18 protein-coding genes are annotated in these 17,253 nt (G+C 54.1%); 7 read left to right on the forward strand and 11 right to left on the reverse strand.

Annotated features, from left to right (window positions below; all coding sequences use genetic code 11):
- Positions 1 to 46: 46 nt before the first annotated feature.
- From AC2IBB_RS08235 to AC2IBB_RS08265, 7 genes are all read right to left on the reverse strand, one after another.
- The gene (locus tag AC2IBB_RS08235) at positions 47 to 517 is read right to left on the reverse strand and encodes a group I truncated hemoglobin (RefSeq protein WP_486332398.1); all 471 of its coding nucleotides are present in this window, start codon (positions 515 to 517) and stop codon (positions 47 to 49) included.
- A gap of 35 nt (positions 518 to 552) precedes the next feature.
- Positions 553 to 1,356, reverse strand: a complete 804-nt coding sequence (locus tag AC2IBB_RS08240) for a DUF3034 family protein (RefSeq protein WP_486332399.1) — start codon at positions 1,354 to 1,356, stop codon at positions 553 to 555.
- A gap of 77 nt (positions 1,357 to 1,433) precedes the next feature.
- A complete protein-coding gene (locus AC2IBB_RS08245) occupies positions 1,434 to 3,785 on the reverse strand; it encodes a putative bifunctional diguanylate cyclase/phosphodiesterase (RefSeq protein WP_486332400.1) in 2,352 nt (783 codons plus the stop codon).
- Entirely contained in the window at positions 3,778 to 4,539 is a 762-nt protein-coding gene (locus tag AC2IBB_RS08250) for a methylamine utilization protein (protein ID WP_486332401.1), read from the reverse strand. The genes AC2IBB_RS08245 and AC2IBB_RS08250 overlap by 8 nt, the downstream gene beginning before the upstream one ends.
- A 219-nt stretch (positions 4,540 to 4,758) precedes the next feature.
- Positions 4,759 to 6,120, reverse strand: a complete 1,362-nt coding sequence (locus AC2IBB_RS08255; protein WP_486332402.1) for a sigma 54-interacting transcriptional regulator — start codon at positions 6,118 to 6,120, stop codon at positions 4,759 to 4,761.
- Positions 6,117 to 6,635 carry a hypothetical protein gene (locus AC2IBB_RS08260; protein WP_486332403.1) on the reverse strand — a complete coding sequence of 173 codons (519 nt, stop codon included), beginning with the start codon at positions 6,633 to 6,635 and terminating at the stop codon, positions 6,117 to 6,119. Before AC2IBB_RS08260 ends, AC2IBB_RS08255 begins: the two co-directional genes overlap by 4 nt.
- Positions 6,632 to 8,164, reverse strand: a complete 1,533-nt coding sequence (locus AC2IBB_RS08265; protein WP_486332404.1) for a sensor histidine kinase — start codon at positions 8,162 to 8,164, stop codon at positions 6,632 to 6,634. The genes AC2IBB_RS08260 and AC2IBB_RS08265 overlap by 4 nt, the downstream gene beginning before the upstream one ends.
- Positions 8,165 to 8,495: 331 nt before the next feature.
- Between AC2IBB_RS08265 and AC2IBB_RS08270 the strand changes: the two genes are divergently transcribed.
- The 5 genes from AC2IBB_RS08270 to AC2IBB_RS08290 all read left to right on the forward strand — a co-directional run bounded on the left by AC2IBB_RS08270 (position 8,496) and on the right by AC2IBB_RS08290 (position 11,526).
- The gene (locus AC2IBB_RS08270; protein WP_486332405.1) at positions 8,496 to 8,795 is read left to right on the forward strand and encodes an EF-hand domain-containing protein; all 300 of its coding nucleotides are present in this window, start codon (positions 8,496 to 8,498) and stop codon (positions 8,793 to 8,795) included.
- Positions 8,796 to 8,858: 63 nt separating this feature from the next.
- The gene (locus AC2IBB_RS08275) at positions 8,859 to 9,347 is read left to right on the forward strand and encodes a BON domain-containing protein (RefSeq protein WP_486332406.1); all 489 of its coding nucleotides are present in this window, start codon (positions 8,859 to 8,861) and stop codon (positions 9,345 to 9,347) included.
- An 18-nt stretch (positions 9,348 to 9,365) separates the two neighbouring features.
- Entirely contained in the window at positions 9,366 to 9,875 is a 510-nt protein-coding gene (locus AC2IBB_RS08280; RefSeq protein WP_486332407.1) for an OmpA family protein, read from the forward strand.
- Positions 9,876 to 10,099: 224 nt separating this feature from the next.
- Positions 10,100 to 10,510, forward strand: a complete 411-nt coding sequence (locus tag AC2IBB_RS08285) for a PA2779 family protein (RefSeq protein WP_486332408.1) — start codon at positions 10,100 to 10,102, stop codon at positions 10,508 to 10,510.
- Between the two features lie 56 nt (positions 10,511 to 10,566).
- On the forward strand, positions 10,567 to 11,526 hold the full coding sequence (locus tag AC2IBB_RS08290; protein WP_486332409.1) for a PA2778 family cysteine peptidase: 960 nt from the start codon (positions 10,567 to 10,569) through the stop codon (positions 11,524 to 11,526).
- Positions 11,527 to 11,631: 105 nt separating this feature from the next.
- Here the strand turns inward: AC2IBB_RS08290 and AC2IBB_RS08295 are convergent, their stop codons facing one another.
- Both AC2IBB_RS08295 and AC2IBB_RS08300 read right to left on the reverse strand, forming a co-directional pair.
- The gene (locus AC2IBB_RS08295; protein ID WP_486332410.1) at positions 11,632 to 12,933 is read right to left on the reverse strand and encodes a sensor histidine kinase; all 1,302 of its coding nucleotides are present in this window, start codon (positions 12,931 to 12,933) and stop codon (positions 11,632 to 11,634) included.
- Positions 12,930 to 13,610: a response regulator transcription factor gene (locus AC2IBB_RS08300; RefSeq protein ID WP_486332411.1), complete on the reverse strand. Its 681-nt coding sequence runs from the start codon at positions 13,608 to 13,610 to the stop codon at positions 12,930 to 12,932. The genes AC2IBB_RS08295 and AC2IBB_RS08300 overlap by 4 nt, the downstream gene beginning before the upstream one ends.
- 235 nt (positions 13,611 to 13,845) lie before the next feature.
- On the opposite strand from AC2IBB_RS08300, the gene AC2IBB_RS08305 reads away from it, so the two are divergent.
- Positions 13,846 to 14,295, forward strand: a complete 450-nt coding sequence (locus tag AC2IBB_RS08305) for a Spy/CpxP family protein refolding chaperone (RefSeq protein WP_486332412.1) — start codon at positions 13,846 to 13,848, stop codon at positions 14,293 to 14,295.
- 58 nt (positions 14,296 to 14,353) lie between these two features.
- Here AC2IBB_RS08305 and AC2IBB_RS08310 read toward each other — a convergent pair whose 3' ends face one another.
- A complete protein-coding gene (locus AC2IBB_RS08310; RefSeq protein ID WP_486332413.1) occupies positions 14,354 to 15,493 on the reverse strand; it encodes an acyltransferase family protein in 1,140 nt (379 codons plus the stop codon).
- 242 nt (positions 15,494 to 15,735) lie between these two features.
- On the opposite strand from AC2IBB_RS08310, the gene AC2IBB_RS08315 reads away from it, so the two are divergent.
- The gene (locus AC2IBB_RS08315; protein WP_486332414.1) at positions 15,736 to 16,677 is read left to right on the forward strand and encodes a DUF4253 domain-containing protein; all 942 of its coding nucleotides are present in this window, start codon (positions 15,736 to 15,738) and stop codon (positions 16,675 to 16,677) included.
- A gap of 45 nt (positions 16,678 to 16,722) precedes the next feature.
- On the opposite strand, the gene soxR is transcribed toward AC2IBB_RS08315, so the two are convergent.
- Positions 16,723 to 17,184: a redox-sensitive transcriptional activator SoxR gene (gene soxR, locus AC2IBB_RS08320; RefSeq protein WP_486332415.1), complete on the reverse strand. Its 462-nt coding sequence runs from the start codon at positions 17,182 to 17,184 to the stop codon at positions 16,723 to 16,725.
- Between the last annotated feature and the right edge of the window lie 69 nt (positions 17,185 to 17,253).

Below are 17,253 nucleotides of genomic sequence, written 5' to 3' on the forward strand. Positions count from 1 at the left end.
TTAGCGCAATTACGCGCCGGTTACAGCAATTTTGCCGACGCCTCAGTCACAGATAAATAATGTCCTCCCTCATTGGCGCAAGACGTTTGAGCAGACGGTTTTGCGTGGCATAGGGAACGCCCTCCTTGTTCATAGCGTTGATCAGTAAGTCTACGGTTTTATTGAAGTCCGCCTCTGATATGGCCATGCCGGCATGGCTGTTGCGCATGCTGTCGCCAGTGTATTCACAGGGGCCTCCGCTGATATTGCAGAGTTGTTCAGACAGCTTTTCCCGGAAGCGATCAGGATCGGTGTCGGCGAAGAACGGTGCGATGTCTTCTGAGTAGCTGACTTCCTCAATGAAACGGTCAACCAGACGAGCGATTCCTTGTTCGCCGCCCAGTGCGCGATATAAAGAGGCATCCTGAGTGACGCTTGCGCAGCCGGTCAGGTGTAACGTCGCCGCAGTGAGTGCGATGGCGATGGTTTTTGTCGCATCGCGGAATAATGAACTTGCTTGAGAGTTGGCTTGCGTCATCTGTGTTCTCCGCACGCTGAGAGTCAATGGGAGGCTCACCATAGATAGCCGGTCAGGGACAAATAAGCGCCCCGCTGGTTCTCCTGGCCGGCGATGTCGCCTAAATCCACCCAGGCCAGAGTGATGTTCACGTGTTTGTTGGGAAAATACGCGATAAAAACATCGCTCCAGTCTTCCTCTTCAGCGAATCCCAGGTTATCGGGCTTTTGGCGGTACTCCGCCCCGACTGCGAGATGGGCGTTGAGCAGGACGGCGATGGCGGCTTCCACTTGGGCGCTGTAGCTGTCGCGCTTGTCGCCGCCAAACCCTAGCAGGCCCAGTTGATTGGCTTTGGTGGCCCTCACACCGAGGCTCCATAGCAGGTTGTATCCACCGACAGCGCCAAGATGGAGTTTGCTGGCGGTTAGATAAAAGTCCGTTCCCTGTTCCTCGTCAGCAGCGCCAACCGCTTTGGCGATTGCGGTGTCCTGCAGACGCTTGTACTGAACGCCTGTGCTGACCTGGGGCCATTCACTGTATATGAGGTCGCCGTAAAGGCGCACTTTGGCGCCATAAATGTCCTGGCGTATCTCAGCGCCAGCCTGTTTCAGGTCGAACTTTTGGTGAGCCACGCTGACCTCGACGCGATCATAGAAGTTCAGCGCGCCGCCCCATACATCCAGACGGTAGTCATCAACGCCGACGCGGGAACTGAAGACGCTGCCTGCGATCTCATCCCGCGAGGCGTAGCCCGCTAACACCGCCCAGGGCGTCAGGCCGCCGCCTGCACTGCCTTCGATCTGCGTGACGCCCGGGGCCGCCAGAATTTTACCTTCTCCGGCGTGGGCGATGGGAAGCATTGCAATTGCGGTGATGATTAACGTGCAGATCTGAACGCGTGCGTCAGGAGAGAAAAGCCATTGATGAAAAATACAACTTAGACTTTGCCGAAGGCTTGAGTGGGAAGTTGTTGTGCGCGTTGTCGTAACCATGGAGCCAGTTCCTTTGCAGGCATGGGTTTGGAGAGAAAGTAACCTTGAATATAGTCGCATCCCATTTCCGCCAACAGGTCCATGCTGCGTTGTGTCTCCACGCCTTCAGCAACGACTTTGAGGTTAAAGCTGTGCCCCAGTTCGATGGTGGAGCGAACAATAATCTTATCGCTGGCGGATTGTTCCAAGGGGATTACGAAGCTTTTATCAATTTTGATCTCCGACACCGGCATTTGCTTCAGTTTGGAAAGGGAAGAATAGCCAATGCCATAGTCGTCTACGGACAGGGTGAATCCGCGCTGACGAAAACGCTGCATAAGAGCGATGGCGTGGTCGGCGTCGTTCATCATGTCTCTTTCGGTCAGCTCGAAGGAAATGGCGCGGGTGGGCAGCTTTAATGCCTCCAGTTGATTCAGTACGTTATCCAATAACTCGTCCCGCTCCAGGTCCTGGGCGGAAAGGTTGATCGCCGCCTGCAAGTCGATGTTTTGGTCGCGCCACTCCGCCACTTGATTGATGACGGAGCGCGTGACCCAGTCTGTGAGCGAAGCGATGAGTCCGGCTTGCTCCGCGAGCTCGACAAACATATCTGGAGGAATGAAACCCTGTTCCGGATGGTTCCAGCGGATCAGGGCTTCGCACTTATCCACCCGGCCGGAAGCCAAGTGCATCTTGGGTTGGTAGTACATGCAGAGTTGGCCGTCGTTTTCCGTGATGGCGAGCTTCAAATCCTGCAGTAACTGCAGTCTGCGCAAATGGGCTTCATCTTCGCCAGACTCATAGAAGCGCAAGGCGCAACGTTCGCTGCGGGCCTTGTCCAGGGCGATGGTGGCGCGACGCAGCAGTTCCTCGGCCGCCGCCGCATGTTCGGGATATTGGGCCACGCCGATGCTGAATGACAGAGTCAGACGTAAATCGTCCACCTTAAACGGACGAGCCAGATGGGCCAGCAACTTGTCGCAGATGGCGCGTGCGCTTTCGTTGCCAAAGACATCCACCAAGCATAAAAATTCATCCGCGCCCAGGCGCGCGCAGACAGGGTTCTTCGGAATGAACTCGACCAGTCTTTGCCCCACCGCCCGCAGACAATCGTCGCCGACTTTGGGACCAAAGGTGTCATTGATGTTTTTAAAGCCATTGATGTTCAGGCTGATAATCAGGAAAGGGGCGTTGTGCCGCCTGAGGGCGTCTTCGACTTCCGCGATCACTTTGTTGCGGTTGAACAAACCGGTGAGGCCGTCGTGAGTGGCCTGATAGGTAATTTTGTATTCCCGTTCTTCGATATCCGATCCCATCTTGATGAAGGTCTGGAACAGGGTTTTGATTTCACTGGTGGCGATAGAAATGGGGGTGAGATTGCGATATTGGCCGCGAGACAGGTCGCTGGCGATTTTCACCATGCGGCCAAGCGGCTTGGTCAGGTTGTGTGACAGCACCATGCTGCCGGCGATGGACAGCAGGAACGTCAACACGGATATCAACAGGATGCGGTCACGCAGTATTGCAAACTCTGCGAAGGCGTTGTGCAGGGGCACGCTCAATACGGCTTCGATGGCGTTGTCGCCCATTCCCGACAGCGGACGGCGTTTACTGCTGAAGGTTTGCTTTTGCTGGATCAGGGACAGCAGCGTGTCAGGAATGGTTTCCGGAGCGCGCAGCGCCTCATTGAGGTTATCGCGGGACAGGGTGGAGACAACTTTGGCTGCGCCCTGATCGCGCCAGACGAAAGAGATATGCACGCTGGTGATCTGCCGCAGCTCTTCCGCGAGTTCGCTGTCCAAACGAAAGCCAATGGCGGCGAACCCAATCGGCGCTGGCGCGTACACCGGAAGGATGATCATCTGATAAAGCTCTCCCTGGTAGGCGACGAAAGCCGCCGCGCCACTGTGAGTCAGCGCTTGCCGCAATAAATCTGGATGGGCGAACTGGGCGATGGGGGATGGCGAATCCTGAGTGGAGGCCTGCAACGCGCCACTCAGATCCAATAGCAACATCAGGTCGGCGCTAATGCGTTCACTGTGGTTGTTGAGTACGCTTTGGATGGTCTGGGTGTCCCGTGTGGCTACCGCCTGTTTGAAGCCAAAATCCGATGTGAGCACTTCAGCGGTAGTGGTCAACTGCACCTCCCGGGATTCGAGAAGCTGCCCAAAGACTTTGGCGGCGCTGCTGAAATCCTGATTGATGCGATCGCTGGTGTAATGCCCTATGGATATCCAGTAGGCGCCGAGAATCGTGAGTGACGCGACGCAAACCAGACTGACGGAGAGCAGAAGTATCTGATTACGCAGACTATTCATGCTGTTGCTTGCGGAGTTTGCTACCGAAACCGGACTTGCCCGTGGCGCGTTCCGCGCCTTTTCCCTGCATGTTCAGTCGGATGACGTAAGCGTCGCCTTCTGGGGCGCTGGTGGTTAGCTCTGACAAAGACAGTCGTAATATAGTTTGAGAATCGATGGAAAGCTCCGGGCTCCAGACCAGAATGTCTTGCGGTTCAGGTGCGGCGTCCGGAAAGCTCAGCGTCGCTTTGCCGGAGGCGTCGGTCTGGGCGAAGTAGGGCGACTCTGTAATGTAGATATAGCCAAGCATACTGTCATGGATGTTGCAGCCCAGGACCACGACGCCGGGGTGTTGAAAAAGCAAAGGCGCTTCCGGCTGGCCGCTGTATAGCTTCAGCTCGAAGACCTTGGCGGGAGAAAATGAATAGACGTGATGACGTACGTTATCACTGTTGGGAAACGCAACAGGCGTTCCCGCCGCCACCGCCAATATTCTCGGGCGAAACTGTTTGTTTACTTGATCCATGATCGCGGCGGAGCTCTCGCGAGCTGTCGCCGAAGAGGGCGCCTGATCCGCAGGCAGGCTAATGACCGCATCCGCCACGGGGGCGTCATTATGGTTTAAGGCCAGGAAATGAAGCGACTGCGCCTGTAGCGCCGGGCACGCAAGGGCGAACGCCAGCGCCAACGCTCGGCGTGAGCGACCGCAGAATGTGGCTGCCTGGGCTGAGTCGACTTGGCCCCTGTATACACGTCGCTCATTTGGAATAACCAAACTTCGTTCCTCTCGCCTTTATTGACGGTTCCCAAGGCGCAGCAGTGACGACGCCGAAACGTCAACAGACCCTAAATCTCTTGATGAATTTCAGTATAGCAAAGGGTTTTGGCGAAGAAGCCCGCAGCTACGAACTGTTTCAATGTTTTACGAATGGCGGAGCGTCCATGGACGCCCCTGGCTGACGGAGTAGAGGAAGGCTGTTGTGAGCGGCGAGAGTTATTGACTGACCTTATACAGTTCGGGGTCAATGCCGTGCTTTTTCACGATTTTATAAAAATCTGAGCGATTACGATCCGCCATACGGGCGGCTTCCGGGATATTGCCGTTGGTCATGCTCAATAACTTTTCTACGTATTCTTTTTCAAAAATCCGCTTAGCTTCGGACAGCGTCACTTCCTGGTTCTGCTCTCGCTGGAAGCGCGGCAGGGCCTGTTCGATCAATTGGCGGGAGATGACGGCGCCGGCGTTTAGGGCGTGACATTTTTCGCTCAGGTTGATCAGTTCCCGAATGTTGCCTGGCCAGGAATAGGAAATCAGCGCGTCCAGAGCGTCTGGCGCGATGCGTTTGCAGCTTTGGCCGTAGCGTTGCGCTACGCGCTCCAGAAAATGATTCAGCAGCAGAGGGATGTCTTCGCGCCGCTCGCGCAGAGGCGGCAGCACCAGGTTAACCACATTGAGTCGATAGTAGAGGTCTTCGCGGAAAGTCTGCTCGTCGATCATGCTGAGCAGGTCTTTATGCGTGGCGGAAATGATGCGAATGTCCACATCGATATAGGTGGTGGAGCCGATAGGTTTGATTTTGCGTTCCTGCAGCACCCGTAACAGTTTGACTTGCAGGTGCATGGGCATATCGCCGATTTCGTCAAGGAAGACGGTGCCGCCGTCGGCCGTTTCAAACAGGCCCACATGATCGCGAACGGCCCCGGTAAAAGAGCCTTTTTTATGGCCGAACAGCTCAGACTCCATTAGTTCGTCTGGTATGGCGCCGCAGTTAATGGGGATGAAAGGCTTATCTCGACGCGGGCTGGCGTCATGGATCGCCTGCGCCAATACCTCTTTACCGGTGCCGCTTTCGCCTTGAATCAAGACGTTGACGTCGCTTTGCGCCACCATTTTCGCCTGTTCCAATAACTGATAGAGCTTGGCGCTGCGCGTAACGATGGACTGAAATACGCTGGCGGCGCTTTCGTTGGCGGAATGGCCGGCCAGGGCTTTTTCAATGGTGGTGCGAAGCTCTTCGCGGTCCACTGGTTTGGTGAGGAAAGCGAAGGCGCCTTTCTGGGTGGCCACCACCGCCTCTGAAATAGAGCCATGCGCCGTCAGCATTATCACCGGGGTGCCGGGCCAGTCCCGTTGAATATGCTCCAGTAGCTGTATGCCATCCATGCCGTCCATTTTTAGATCGGAGATCACCAGGATCGGTTGCTTGCGGCGAATTTCCCGTAATGCATCCTCGCCGCTTTCCACCAGTCTGGAGGCGTACCCCAGCGCTTTCAGGCGCATGGACATCAGCTGCAATAAACCAGAGTCGTCGTCGACGACGAGAATATCGTTGTGGCTGGCGATGGGTTCGTTCATTTGGGAGACTCTTCCGTACGTTGGTTAATGCCTTCTTCGATGGCGCCAATGGCTTCTATAGTTTGTTCGAGCTTTTGCTTCAGCTTCTGGTTATAGGCCAGCATGCGTTGCTGGGAGTCGGAAACGTCCTGCATGAGGTTAATGAAGCGCTGTGTTCCCGACCCCCAGTCCTGGTGCTTGCGCAAGGACTGCAGAGCGGTTTGCATGACGCCGGGATAGAAGTCTGGCTCACAGCTGGCGATCATGATGGTTTCGAACGCCTCCGCGCGATGTTTTAACGACATTCGCTCCAGGCGCCGAGTACGCGCTTCCTTGCTTCTTTGGCAGTATTTATCTCGCTGCTCGAGTATGTCGGCGAGATCCGGCTCGGGAATACGTTCCAGCAGCAGCGGAGAGTTGGGATCTCCTCCTACTGCATTGGTCACCAGCGCCAGGTTTTTGCAACCGGACTGGACTAGCAGGCCCAATACGACGCCGAGGGAAAAAATTACTTTTCTAGAGTTAAAAGCTGTCATGTGTAATCCGTGAAACTGATATAAAAGCGGGCCCCGTTTGGCTCCTCATCCATGACTTGTACGTCGCCGCCGAGATGACGCAGGCATTCCGCGACGATGGCCAGTCCGAGTCCGCTTCCCTTTGTCGCTCCCTGGCGCTTATTGTCGCCTTGGAAGAACGGCGTGAATATTTTTTCTTTGTCATGATCGGAGATGCCAGGTCCCTGATCGCGAACTTCCAGCCACCAACCCGCTGGTTTTTCTCCCTCCGATTCCGTTTTTCCCCAGCCCAGGGCGATGCGGCTGCCCGGAGGCGAGAAGTGGATGGCGTTGCTGAGCAGGTTATTGAAGATCATTTCCAATAAAACCGGGTCACTTTCCACGTTGATAGGGGACTTGGGAACCTCTACGTAAACCTGATTCGCGTTGGCCAGGGAGCGATAACGTTCGATGGATTTGTGCAGAAACTCCGGCAACGCCAATGTCTGGCGAGGGCCGCCTGCGGCAAGGCGCACACTGTTGAAGTTCAGTAGTTGCTGAATCATTTCCTGCAGGCGGGTGGCGTTGTCGAACAGAATTTCCACCACCTTTCTTTGTTCGCCGGTCAGGGGGCCGGGAATTTCTTCCGTCAATAGTGCGCTGGCTTCGAAAATCGCCGCCAGAGGAGTTTTCAGTTCGTGAGTGACATGACGTAGAAAGGCGCTTTTTTGTTGCTCTATCAACTCCAGGTTTTCGCGCAGCCATTCCAGTCGTTTGCCCAGCACCTGGAACTCTTCCGGCCCTTCCACTTTGGCGTTGCCTTCCAGTTCGCCTTCTCCGATGCGACGAATGGTCTGTGAGAGATTATTAAGCGGGCGTGTGATGACGTAAGACCAGATCACCATGATTGCGAATGAGGCCGGCAAGGCCAATAAGCCCAAGATGGCGAGCCACCATTGGGTGGTGCGAAACCCTTCCTTCTGCTCCGCCAGGGAAGCGTTTAGCGCCTCATTGGCCTGGGCGGTGATATTGGATGTAATCTCCGCCGCGCTGTTGAAGATAGCGGTCAGTCGGCCCAGGCTGTTGGCCTCGAACTCTGGCCCGACCACTTCGTTGAGGGTTTCTTCTGCTTCTACGCCTTTAGCTGTCGCCAATTGCTCTGGGGCGGTTTCCCGCTTGGCCGGCGCTGTGATGGAAAGCGCGCTGCGGTGAGTCACCCGCAGCAGTTGACTCACCATATCGCTCATTTTGGCGGAGCCGATATTGCGTTCAAGCGCCGTCGCCTGTTCCTGCAGCTTGGCGTACTTCTCTCCGTAGATTTTCTCGAAACGCGCGTCCTGTAAAACAACAAACTGGCGAGCAGAACGTTCCAGTTCTTTCACCAGTTCTTGTAAAGCTGACATTTGCCGGTTAATCGCAGCAGTGGATTCCACTAATTCATTCTGGCGACGGTTGTGCTTATCCATCGACCAGATCGCGTAGCCGACCGCTACGATCAGCGGCGCTACCGCCAGCAGCATCCCCAGGGCCCACTGCCGGGTAAGAGAGATAGAGTAAAAAGGAAAACCCATTGGTCGTTTTTGCAATCCGGAAAGTTTTCGCAACGATACCGAGTTTTCTGCGTTATTCCTATAGTTGCAAAATGGCAACACATTAACTAATTGAAATTTATGGATTTATTGTGGTCCTAGTAAATCAGGCTGTGTCCGTTAGGCAACAGTTTAAGCGCCAGCGGGAAAATGGTTAATAAATGAAAATGTTTTTAACTTATTGAATTTTAACAAGTATGTTTTTTATGGAGCGAAAATTGTTAGTGTTCTTGTATTGTTAATCGGACTGGCGGTGTTAAGGCCGGACTTCAACTCACTGACATTTGATCCTGAATGATAAAGGAGCCGCACTATGAAAACTCTGCTGACCATTTTTCTGGCGCTATGCGCTGCAGTTAGCGGAGCGCAGGCGGCCACAGCCGATAACCAGTTCGAGATCACTATCCCTGGTTTCGTGGAAATGGATAAGGATGCGGACGCCCTTATCAGCAGGTTTGAGGCGCGTAACCGGCAGGATCTGATCAACGCTTTTGAAATGTTCGATATGGACCGTAGCGGAGATATTTCCCTGGTTGAATATGAGGACTTCATGTCTTCGGCTCACAACAAGTCGGCGTCCGTCAAGGCGGACGCGGCGGAGATCAGTTCGTAGCATTGAAGACTAGTGTAACGAGCCCGGGATGGGCGGTCGTGCTGGCTGTAAGGGAGAAGCGAGATGTGTTCGAAAGTGGTTATGCGATGGTTGCAGATTTTCGTCATGGCGGTTTTATCCGTCGCGGCGATGTCCGCCGGAGCTAATGACCGCGAACGCAGTCCTTTCGCAGAAGGCTGGAAGGAAGGGGTTATCCAGACCCGCTATTTATTGAACCCTGCATTGCGAGCGTTCGCGATCCAGGTGACGGTGATTCGCGACAAGGCAGTACTGAAAGGAGATGTCGACACTGAAATCGAGAAAGTGTTGGCGGAGCAAGTGGCGCTCTCTGTTGATGGAGTAGCCCGCGTGGATAACCGTTTGCTGACTTGTGAAGAACGCCAGGAGGCCGCCCCCTCATTAGATTCGCCTGGAGTCGAAGAGAAACTCTCCACTGATCTGGGAATGAGAGGAGAGAACGGCCAACGAGAATTACAGAAACCGCTTGGTGATTTAACCGGGCGCCCAAAGATAGGGAGCCGCCTAAGGAATGGTTGCCCCGTAATTAGATAGTAGAAATGAGGAAACAACATGAAAAACCTGTCTAAATTCAGTTTATTGGCGGCTGCTGTGATTGGTCTGTCCGCGTGTGCGTCCAGCCAGCCAGAGCCTGTGGTTGAAGAGCCGGTTGTTATCGAACCGGCCCAGCCAGAGCCTGTGGTTGAGCCAGCTCCAGAGCCCGTTGTGGAAGCTGCGCCAATGCCCAGCGCTAATATTGAATTTGCATTCGACTCCGCCAAAATTGCTCCCGGTGAACAGGGCGATCTGCAACAGTGGGCGAGTTATATACAGGACGGCTCCTACAACCGTGTTGAAGTGCACGGCCATGCGGATGACACAGGTTCTTCCGACTACAACCGCAAGCTGTCCGCCGATCGCGCCAACAGCACTGTGCAGGCATTGCGCAATCTGGTCTCCGGGCAGGTTGATTTCGTAGTGGTTCCTCACGGCGAAGAACAGCCGCTGGCTGAGAACTCAGATGAGCAAGGCCGTCAGATGAACCGCCGTGTGGAAATCGTGCCACAGGGCGCGAGCCTGTAACCCGCTCTGGGATCGCGAAGGATTGCGAAAAGTGAGCTCCGGCGCCGCAGGTCCGGCGCCGGAAAAAGTAAGCGCCCTGTTGTGAATAAATACCTCGCAGCGGGGCGTTTGCGCTTTCGCTTTTGCGTTGCGGCGCTTAGAATTCTGTTTCTTTCGTCGACGCGACGCTGATGTCGCAGTAATAATTCTAACGACTCTCTTACCAAAAGAAATGAGGAACGACTATGCAAACCAAACGCCTGATTAAGCAAGTAACCGCTGTATTGCTGAGCCTGAGCATGTTCGTATTGAGCTTGCAAAGCGCTGCAGTGCGTGCGGCGATGGTTTCAACTGATACTCAGATTCAGGTTGAGCAGCAAAACTATGATCGTGAGCAGATTTTAAGCATTACTGGTTCGGATGAAGCGAAAGAAGTTTTGCTAAGTCTGGGCGTAAGCCAGGAAGACGTTGAAGCGCGCGTCGCGAACATGACTGCGGACGAGATTGCGGAATTCAACAAACAGATCAACGAAATGCCAGCCGGCGCCGGCTCAGCAATAGGCATAATCCTGGTAATTTTCGTTATTTTGATTGTGCTGGACCTGTTGGGCACAACTAATATTTTCCCTGTGATTAAACCCATTGGTAAGCGCTAAGCAGACGCATTATCGTCAAAGCTTTGTTTAAGCAAGTTCAAGCTTATACCGCGGCAATGACGCTGGTCATTGTCGCGGCGCTCTCTGGCTGCGGTTCCCTGCCGCAGTCGGCGGCGCTGATGTCGACGCCGCCCAGCGATATTCCTTCTCAGGCGGAACTTACCGCGACTCCGTTTTTCCCCCAATCTGAATATCAGTGCGGCCCGGCGGCATTGGCGACAGTGCTGACAACGCCGGAACAACCGGTCCTTCCCGACGATCTGGTTGGGTTAGTCTATGTGCCGGACCGGCAGGGTAGCTTCCAGGTAGAGATGATCGCCGCCGCCCGCAGTTATGGTCGGCTTGCGTATCCATTGCAGCCTGAAATGGAGAATATCCTGCGCGAAGTGGCTGCGGGACACCCTGTCCTGGTGTTTCAGAACCTTGGGTTGAGCTGGAGCCCGGTCTGGCATTTTGCTGTGGTGATTGGGTATGACTTCGCCAGCGCGGAAATCATTCTGCGTTCGGGCGTCACCGAACGTGAGACGCTACTGCTGCGTACCTTTGAGCGCACCTGGAAAAATGGCGGCTATTGGGCGCGCGTTATCCTGCCACCCGGAGAGTTGCCCGCTACCGGAGAGCCTTTTCCTGTAGCCAAGGCGGCGCAGGATTTAGCGAACACCGGACACCCGCAGCAAGCCCGCGCCACATATGCGGCGGCGGTGAAGCGTTGGCCAGACTCCGCTATTTTGCAACTGGGGTTGGGGAATCTTGCTTATGCGGCCAGCGATTACACTGTTGCGGAAACAGCCTTTCGACAATTAGTAGCGCTACAACCGCAGAAGGCGGAAGGCTGGAATAATCTGTCCTATGCTCTCGCCCAGCAAGGGTGCGATGTAGCGATGGATGCGGCGAAATGTGCGAATACGCTGGCCCCCGATGACGCGACTATTTCCACTACGCCGCAGGAGGTCGCGGATATTCTGGGGCGCAAGTCTGTTGTCGCCTGTGAGATACCGAGCTGTCCCAGCCTGTGATCTATTAACTTGGCAATGAAATTGGCAGGTTAATACCCGGGCGCATGGATGCGTCTGCGCGACGGCCAGTCGCGGGAGACAAAGCAAATAGAAGTGTCTGCCTGATTAATTGCTTAGCGGGAACCTGATAGAAACCCGGGTTCCCTTGCCCTTCTTGCTGTCAATGTGAAGTTCGCCGCCGTGAGCCTTAGCAATTTGCCGGCACAGGTACAGCCCCAGCCCAAGCCCACCGGTATGCGCGCGGGATTGATCGCCTCGATAAAAGGGCTCCGTCAGCGCTGTTAGCTGCCCAGGATCAACCCCGGGACCGCTGTCTTCAACCACCAGCACGCCGTAATCGGCATACTGTCGCCAACTTGCGACAATGCCTTCACCCCCGCCATGCTTTATGGCGTTATCAATCAGATTGGCCGCCAGTAGTTTGAAGCGAACAGGGTCCAGTGACGCCAAACCCCCAGAGTGGGGTTCGATTTTGATCAGAGAACGCTGCATCGGGAAGCGGTCGTTTATCAACTCACCCAACAGCCTTTGCGCATCCACATCATGCCGTTGGAGCGCGCTGTGGCCGGATTCAAGCTTTTCACATTCCAGCAGTTCTGTAATCAGGCGGTCCATAAGATGTATCTCCCGCACCAAATCACTGCGCTGTTCCTCATCCTCTATCATCTCGCCGGCGACGCGCATACGGGTGAGGGGAGATTTAAGTTCATGACTGATAGCCAGCAAGAGTTGCCGTTTGGCGTTTAGCATGGACTCTATTTGGGCGGACATGGCGGTGAAGGTCTCGCTCAATTGACCCAGTTCGTCCTGCCTTATGGTGGGGATATGCTGCTGGAAGTCGCCGACCGCCACTTTTTGCGCAGCTTGGTTCAGCCAGCCAATCGGTCTGAGCAGACGTTTGATGCTCAGAAAGCAAAGGAAGATCACCAGTAATATGGAAAGCAGTAAGGCCACTGCGATAACGGTAAGGTCGCCTTCACCTTCAAACGGGCGAGCGTAAAAATAGATGATGGCGTCCTGACGCGTCATTCTTAGAATGAAATAGCCCTGCCAGCGGGTGAACTGGATGCGGGTATCGCCGGTTTGGCGAAACTCCAGGCGGCTGTCTGCGAACGGAGGGGGAGCGGACTCCCAGGCGCCTAGAGAGTTTCGGATGCCTATCCGTGTATGGGTGAGGCTCTCTATCGCAGCAATTTTGGTGGGGTCGTAGGGAGGTTGAATATTGGTGCCGAGAGAGTAAAAGTAATCTGCAAAAATATCTTTCCAGAAAACGTGGGCGCGCTCCTGAGAGATATTCTTGAACGCCGCTACGATAAGCAGGAAGACGGCGAGAGCGGTCGCCAGGAATATCAGCATCAGCCTGACCGACAATGAGTGCGTTCTGCGACGCCATTGCTTCAACCTCACAGCGCTTCTCCGACAAAACGGTAACCTGCGCCCCACACCGTTTTTATGAATTCCCTTTTGCTTTTGGTTTTCATTTTTTGTCGCAGGCGGCTCACAGTAATATCGATCGCGCGGGAGAAGAGCTCCACTTCCGTTCCTTTCAGGCTGTTCATGATTTCATCCCGGGAAAATACTTTGCCCGGGATGGACGCGAACAGAAGCAATAAACGGAACTCGGAAGTGGTCAGCGTCAGCGGGCGTCCGGCTACGAGCACTTCCTGTGTTGTCGGGTTTATCTCCAGATCACGGAATTGCATCCGAGGCGATGGCTTTTCCACAGAGGCGTGACGGCGGGTGATGCTTTGAATGCGCGCAGCCAGTTCTCTCGGCTCAAAGGGCTTCGGCAGGTAGTCGTCTGCGCCCAGTTCCAACCCAACAATGCGATCCGTCACCTCGCCGCGCGCTGTCAACATAATGATTGGCGTTGTGTAGTCATGTCGAAGCCTGCGGCACACGGAAAATCCATCCTCCTCTGGCAACATGACATCGAGAATAATGGCGTCTGGCTGGCTTTGTTGTAATTGCGCGTAGGCGATTGACGGCGCGGAGGCATGTCGAAGTTCCCACCCGAAGCGCTGGAAGTAGCGGTTTAACAGTCGCGCCAAGTCATTATCGTCATCAATCAGCAGCAAGTTCATAAAGGTTCGCGACAGAAACTGGGAGTCGGAGTTACATCATAGTGCGACTGTCGGCGGCGCTGTAGCGGCAAAGTATCGTATCTCTCTTATACTTTTGGGAAAAATGCTTTTTTATCAATTGGATAGTGCGTTACAAAGTGAAACAGGTCGATACGGCGGTGAAAAGAATACCCTTGAGCGTAAACTTAAACTGAGCACGTTGATCATCATGTTAAACATCACGAGGAAACGCGCTATGAAAGTGGATAAATATGTCAGAAAGCCATTGTTGTGGATCTTGGTCGCAGCAATGTCTTTGGGGACTATCGCCTGTCGCCACGATCCTGATAAGCGTTGGGAATACGCTAAGGAGTGGGTCAGCGACGAATTAGAACTTAACCCCAATCAGCAAGTGATCCTGGATGAATTGCTTGTGCAGATCCAGACGGCGAAGCAAAAAATGAAGGTGGAGCGGGAGGGCTCGCGGGAGTTGTTAATCACGCAAATCAACAGCGAACAGTTGGATGAGGCGAAAATTCTCACGGCTTTTGAGACCCACCAGCAACAGATGAACGAAGCTGTCGTCAGCATATTGCCGACCCTTGCAAGATTGCACAGCACGCTGACGCCTGAGCAGAAAGCCACGTTGGTGGCGTTTATAGAAAAACACGGCAAACGTGGATTTCACGGAGGAAGGGGTTGGTAAGCATGCTATTAATCAGACGGACAAACAACGTCCTTCTTATGGTCTGAAATGGCGGGGTTTAATAATGAGCGCCTTTCTCTGGAACGCCTCCTGTAGCCTCAGGTTCGGGGGATGTATTTTCGGTGGAAAGGCGTTTTAACTTTTTCGCCAGCCGTATGGAAGGGCGCTCAACCATCCAGTAAAGACACTGAGCCGCGACGATGCTGACGACCAGTCCAAACAGAAACAGAAGCAGGGATAAAAGCGGCGTTATGTCCTGCTCTTCCAATAGGCGCTTTCCGAAAGAGACGGCTTTCCAGCCGATGTCGGAGTGTATCAGGTAGAGGCTGTAAGATATTTTTCCCAAGTATTGCAGAGGCCATTGCGCCAGCCCTGTGGTGAGCCAGCCCGCCAGGCCAAACAGGTAGATTAGCGCGACGCTGGCGAGGCCGACGATGACATATCCGTTCACACTGGAGATGCTTTGGAGTATGACCTCGACGCCTACGAATACAAAAAACAGGTACTTCATCCAAGCTACGCCGTTTAACGCATAATAAGCCGATACCCCGAGGAAGAAATAATGCCAGTAGGGGAGAAACAAGCCCTGCAATAGACCGGGTAACGTCTTATGGGTCTGTAGAACGGATATCACGCCAACGGCGAACATAAACAGCAAGCTGTATCGCACTGTATCGATATTGCGCCATGCCTTTAACTTATTGGCCAATACATACACCAGAACCAAAAACAGGTACAGCTGGACTTCAATGCAAAGTGTCCAGTACACCTCTGATATCACCGGGGGATACCCTAAAAAGTATTGCAGGTAGAAAATATGGGCGATGACGTTTTCCACCGAAGGATATATCTGCGCCACCTGAAATACCCTTTGCACCAGCAGCGCCAGGACAATTGTAATAGCGATGGAGGCCCAATAAGGCGGATCAAGGCGAACAGCCCGGCGTAGCGCAAACTTCCCCATGTAACGAAAGTCCGCGCCCTCGCAACGCACAGTGTGGGCGATAACAAAGCCGCTCAATACGAAAAATGTCGCTACGCCGAGATAGCCATAATTAAGCGCCAGGCGGATGGGCTCGGGCAACCAGTGAAGTTCGCGCCACAGATTAATGTATAAGTGAAAAAATACGACCGCCAGCGCGGCGATACCGCGCAACGCATCCAGCGCTTGGAACCGGGCCCCTTCCGCCACCTTCATTCGAGTCTCCTGTCTGGCCTGCTTTGAGCAGGCTGGCGCCACATGTTCCTATGCAGCGAATGGCTTTCAATACAGTATATCTCTTTGCTGAATCCTGACGATGGTGTTGTGTCGATTACACAATCGTTTACATAGGTTTATCCTCTGAGGTTTGGTTTAAAGTTTTCCTGATACTAAACTCAAGGTAAGAGAAATAAATCTGCCCCGTACTGAAACTGTTAGATGTGAAGGAAGGTTGCGCAATGTTAGAAACCGAAAACCAGTTATGTGAGATTCTCCAGGGGATCGGTTATGACGAGCACGAAGTTGTGATGATGGACGTGCAGGGCGTCGCCCGTAAGGCTTTCGCTGTTGAGATTACCGCCGGAGAGGCGATGGATTTATGGGCGGAGTTTCGTTCTATTTCCGAGCAGACTGGCATGTGGCCGGTGTTGCATGCCTGCTGGTTGAATGATGCAGGCAGTTGGCGTGAAGCTGTGCTCAATGAAGATGCGTTTATGCGTCGTCCTTATGGCTGGGAGCCGTCGGGGGCGGACCGGGATCTGTCGCCTGAAGCGATATGCGCCGGTGCGGCGACGGCTGATATACAGGCGGTTCTGGCGAGTCATGATCACCTGTACTCCGAAGACCTGGAGGAAAATTTCGAATACAGCCTCGGTCACACCAAAGAGCGCTTTGGCAAGGTCCCTGGCTTGGATGAAATCAACAAGCTGATTGCCGGTAAGCGGATCAAAGGATACTTCGACTTCGAACGCTGGATGCTGGAATGGGAAATTCAGCATTCCGGCGCCGGAGACGTGCTGGAGCCGGAGTACTGTGACCATATCGATTGGTATGAGCCGCAAGGGCAGGCGCAGGCGTTGATGCTGCTGCCAACTATCAGGCCTTGGGAAGCATTGGCGTACATGCATTGGTACGGCGCCGAAAACGTAGGTTCTGAAGCTTGCATCGCCATGCTGCGGCATTGGCATGAAAAGTATGGCGCAGAGCTGGTGGCCCACTATGGAACCATGTTGCAGTTCAACGCAAAGTCAGGGCCGAAGGATATTTTTGAGTCTTTTGAGCTGGCCTGTGAACAGGAAGCGCTGGCGCCTTGCACCACCGCGTTGGCGGGGGTTCTGCTGCGTGATCACGCCCGTTCACTCATGAAAACCCGTCGCTGGTTTTTACACGAACGTCCCTGATCTTCAGGCGTATCAATAATCTTACCGCCCCGGCGTCCGCCGGGGTCAATCTTGCTCTAATAATCGCGGCCCAGGGCCCTGCGCCGCCAGCTCGTCCCAGGGGTTGCGCAGGGGGCAATCCTCCATCGACAGACAGCCGCAGCCAATACACTCATCAAGCTGGTCTCTTAACTGGGTCAGCTTACGTATTCGGTCATTCAGCACTTGTTTCCATTGCTCTGACAGACGCCGCCAATCCGCGGCGCTGGGGGCGCGTCCTTCGGGCAGGGTGGACAAAGCGTCTTTGATAGCGGATAGGGGCACGCCAGTACGCTGCGCCACTTTGATTATCGCCACTCTCCGCAGGACGCCTCTTGGGTAACGACGTTGATTGCCTGCGTTGCGACTACTCTGCAGCAATCCTTTGGCTTCATAGAAATGCAGGGTGGACACGGCGACGCCGCTGCGTTTCGCCACCTCTCCGACGCTCAGTTCTTTGTAAGCGTTACAGGCGTTAAGTTTCGCCATAAAAACCTCTTGACCTAAAGTTAAGTTGAGGTTTTACACTGCCGCAGACTTGATAACAACCTCTTTGGA

The sequence above is a fragment of the Hahella sp. NS-SX17 genome, assembly GCF_057367735.1.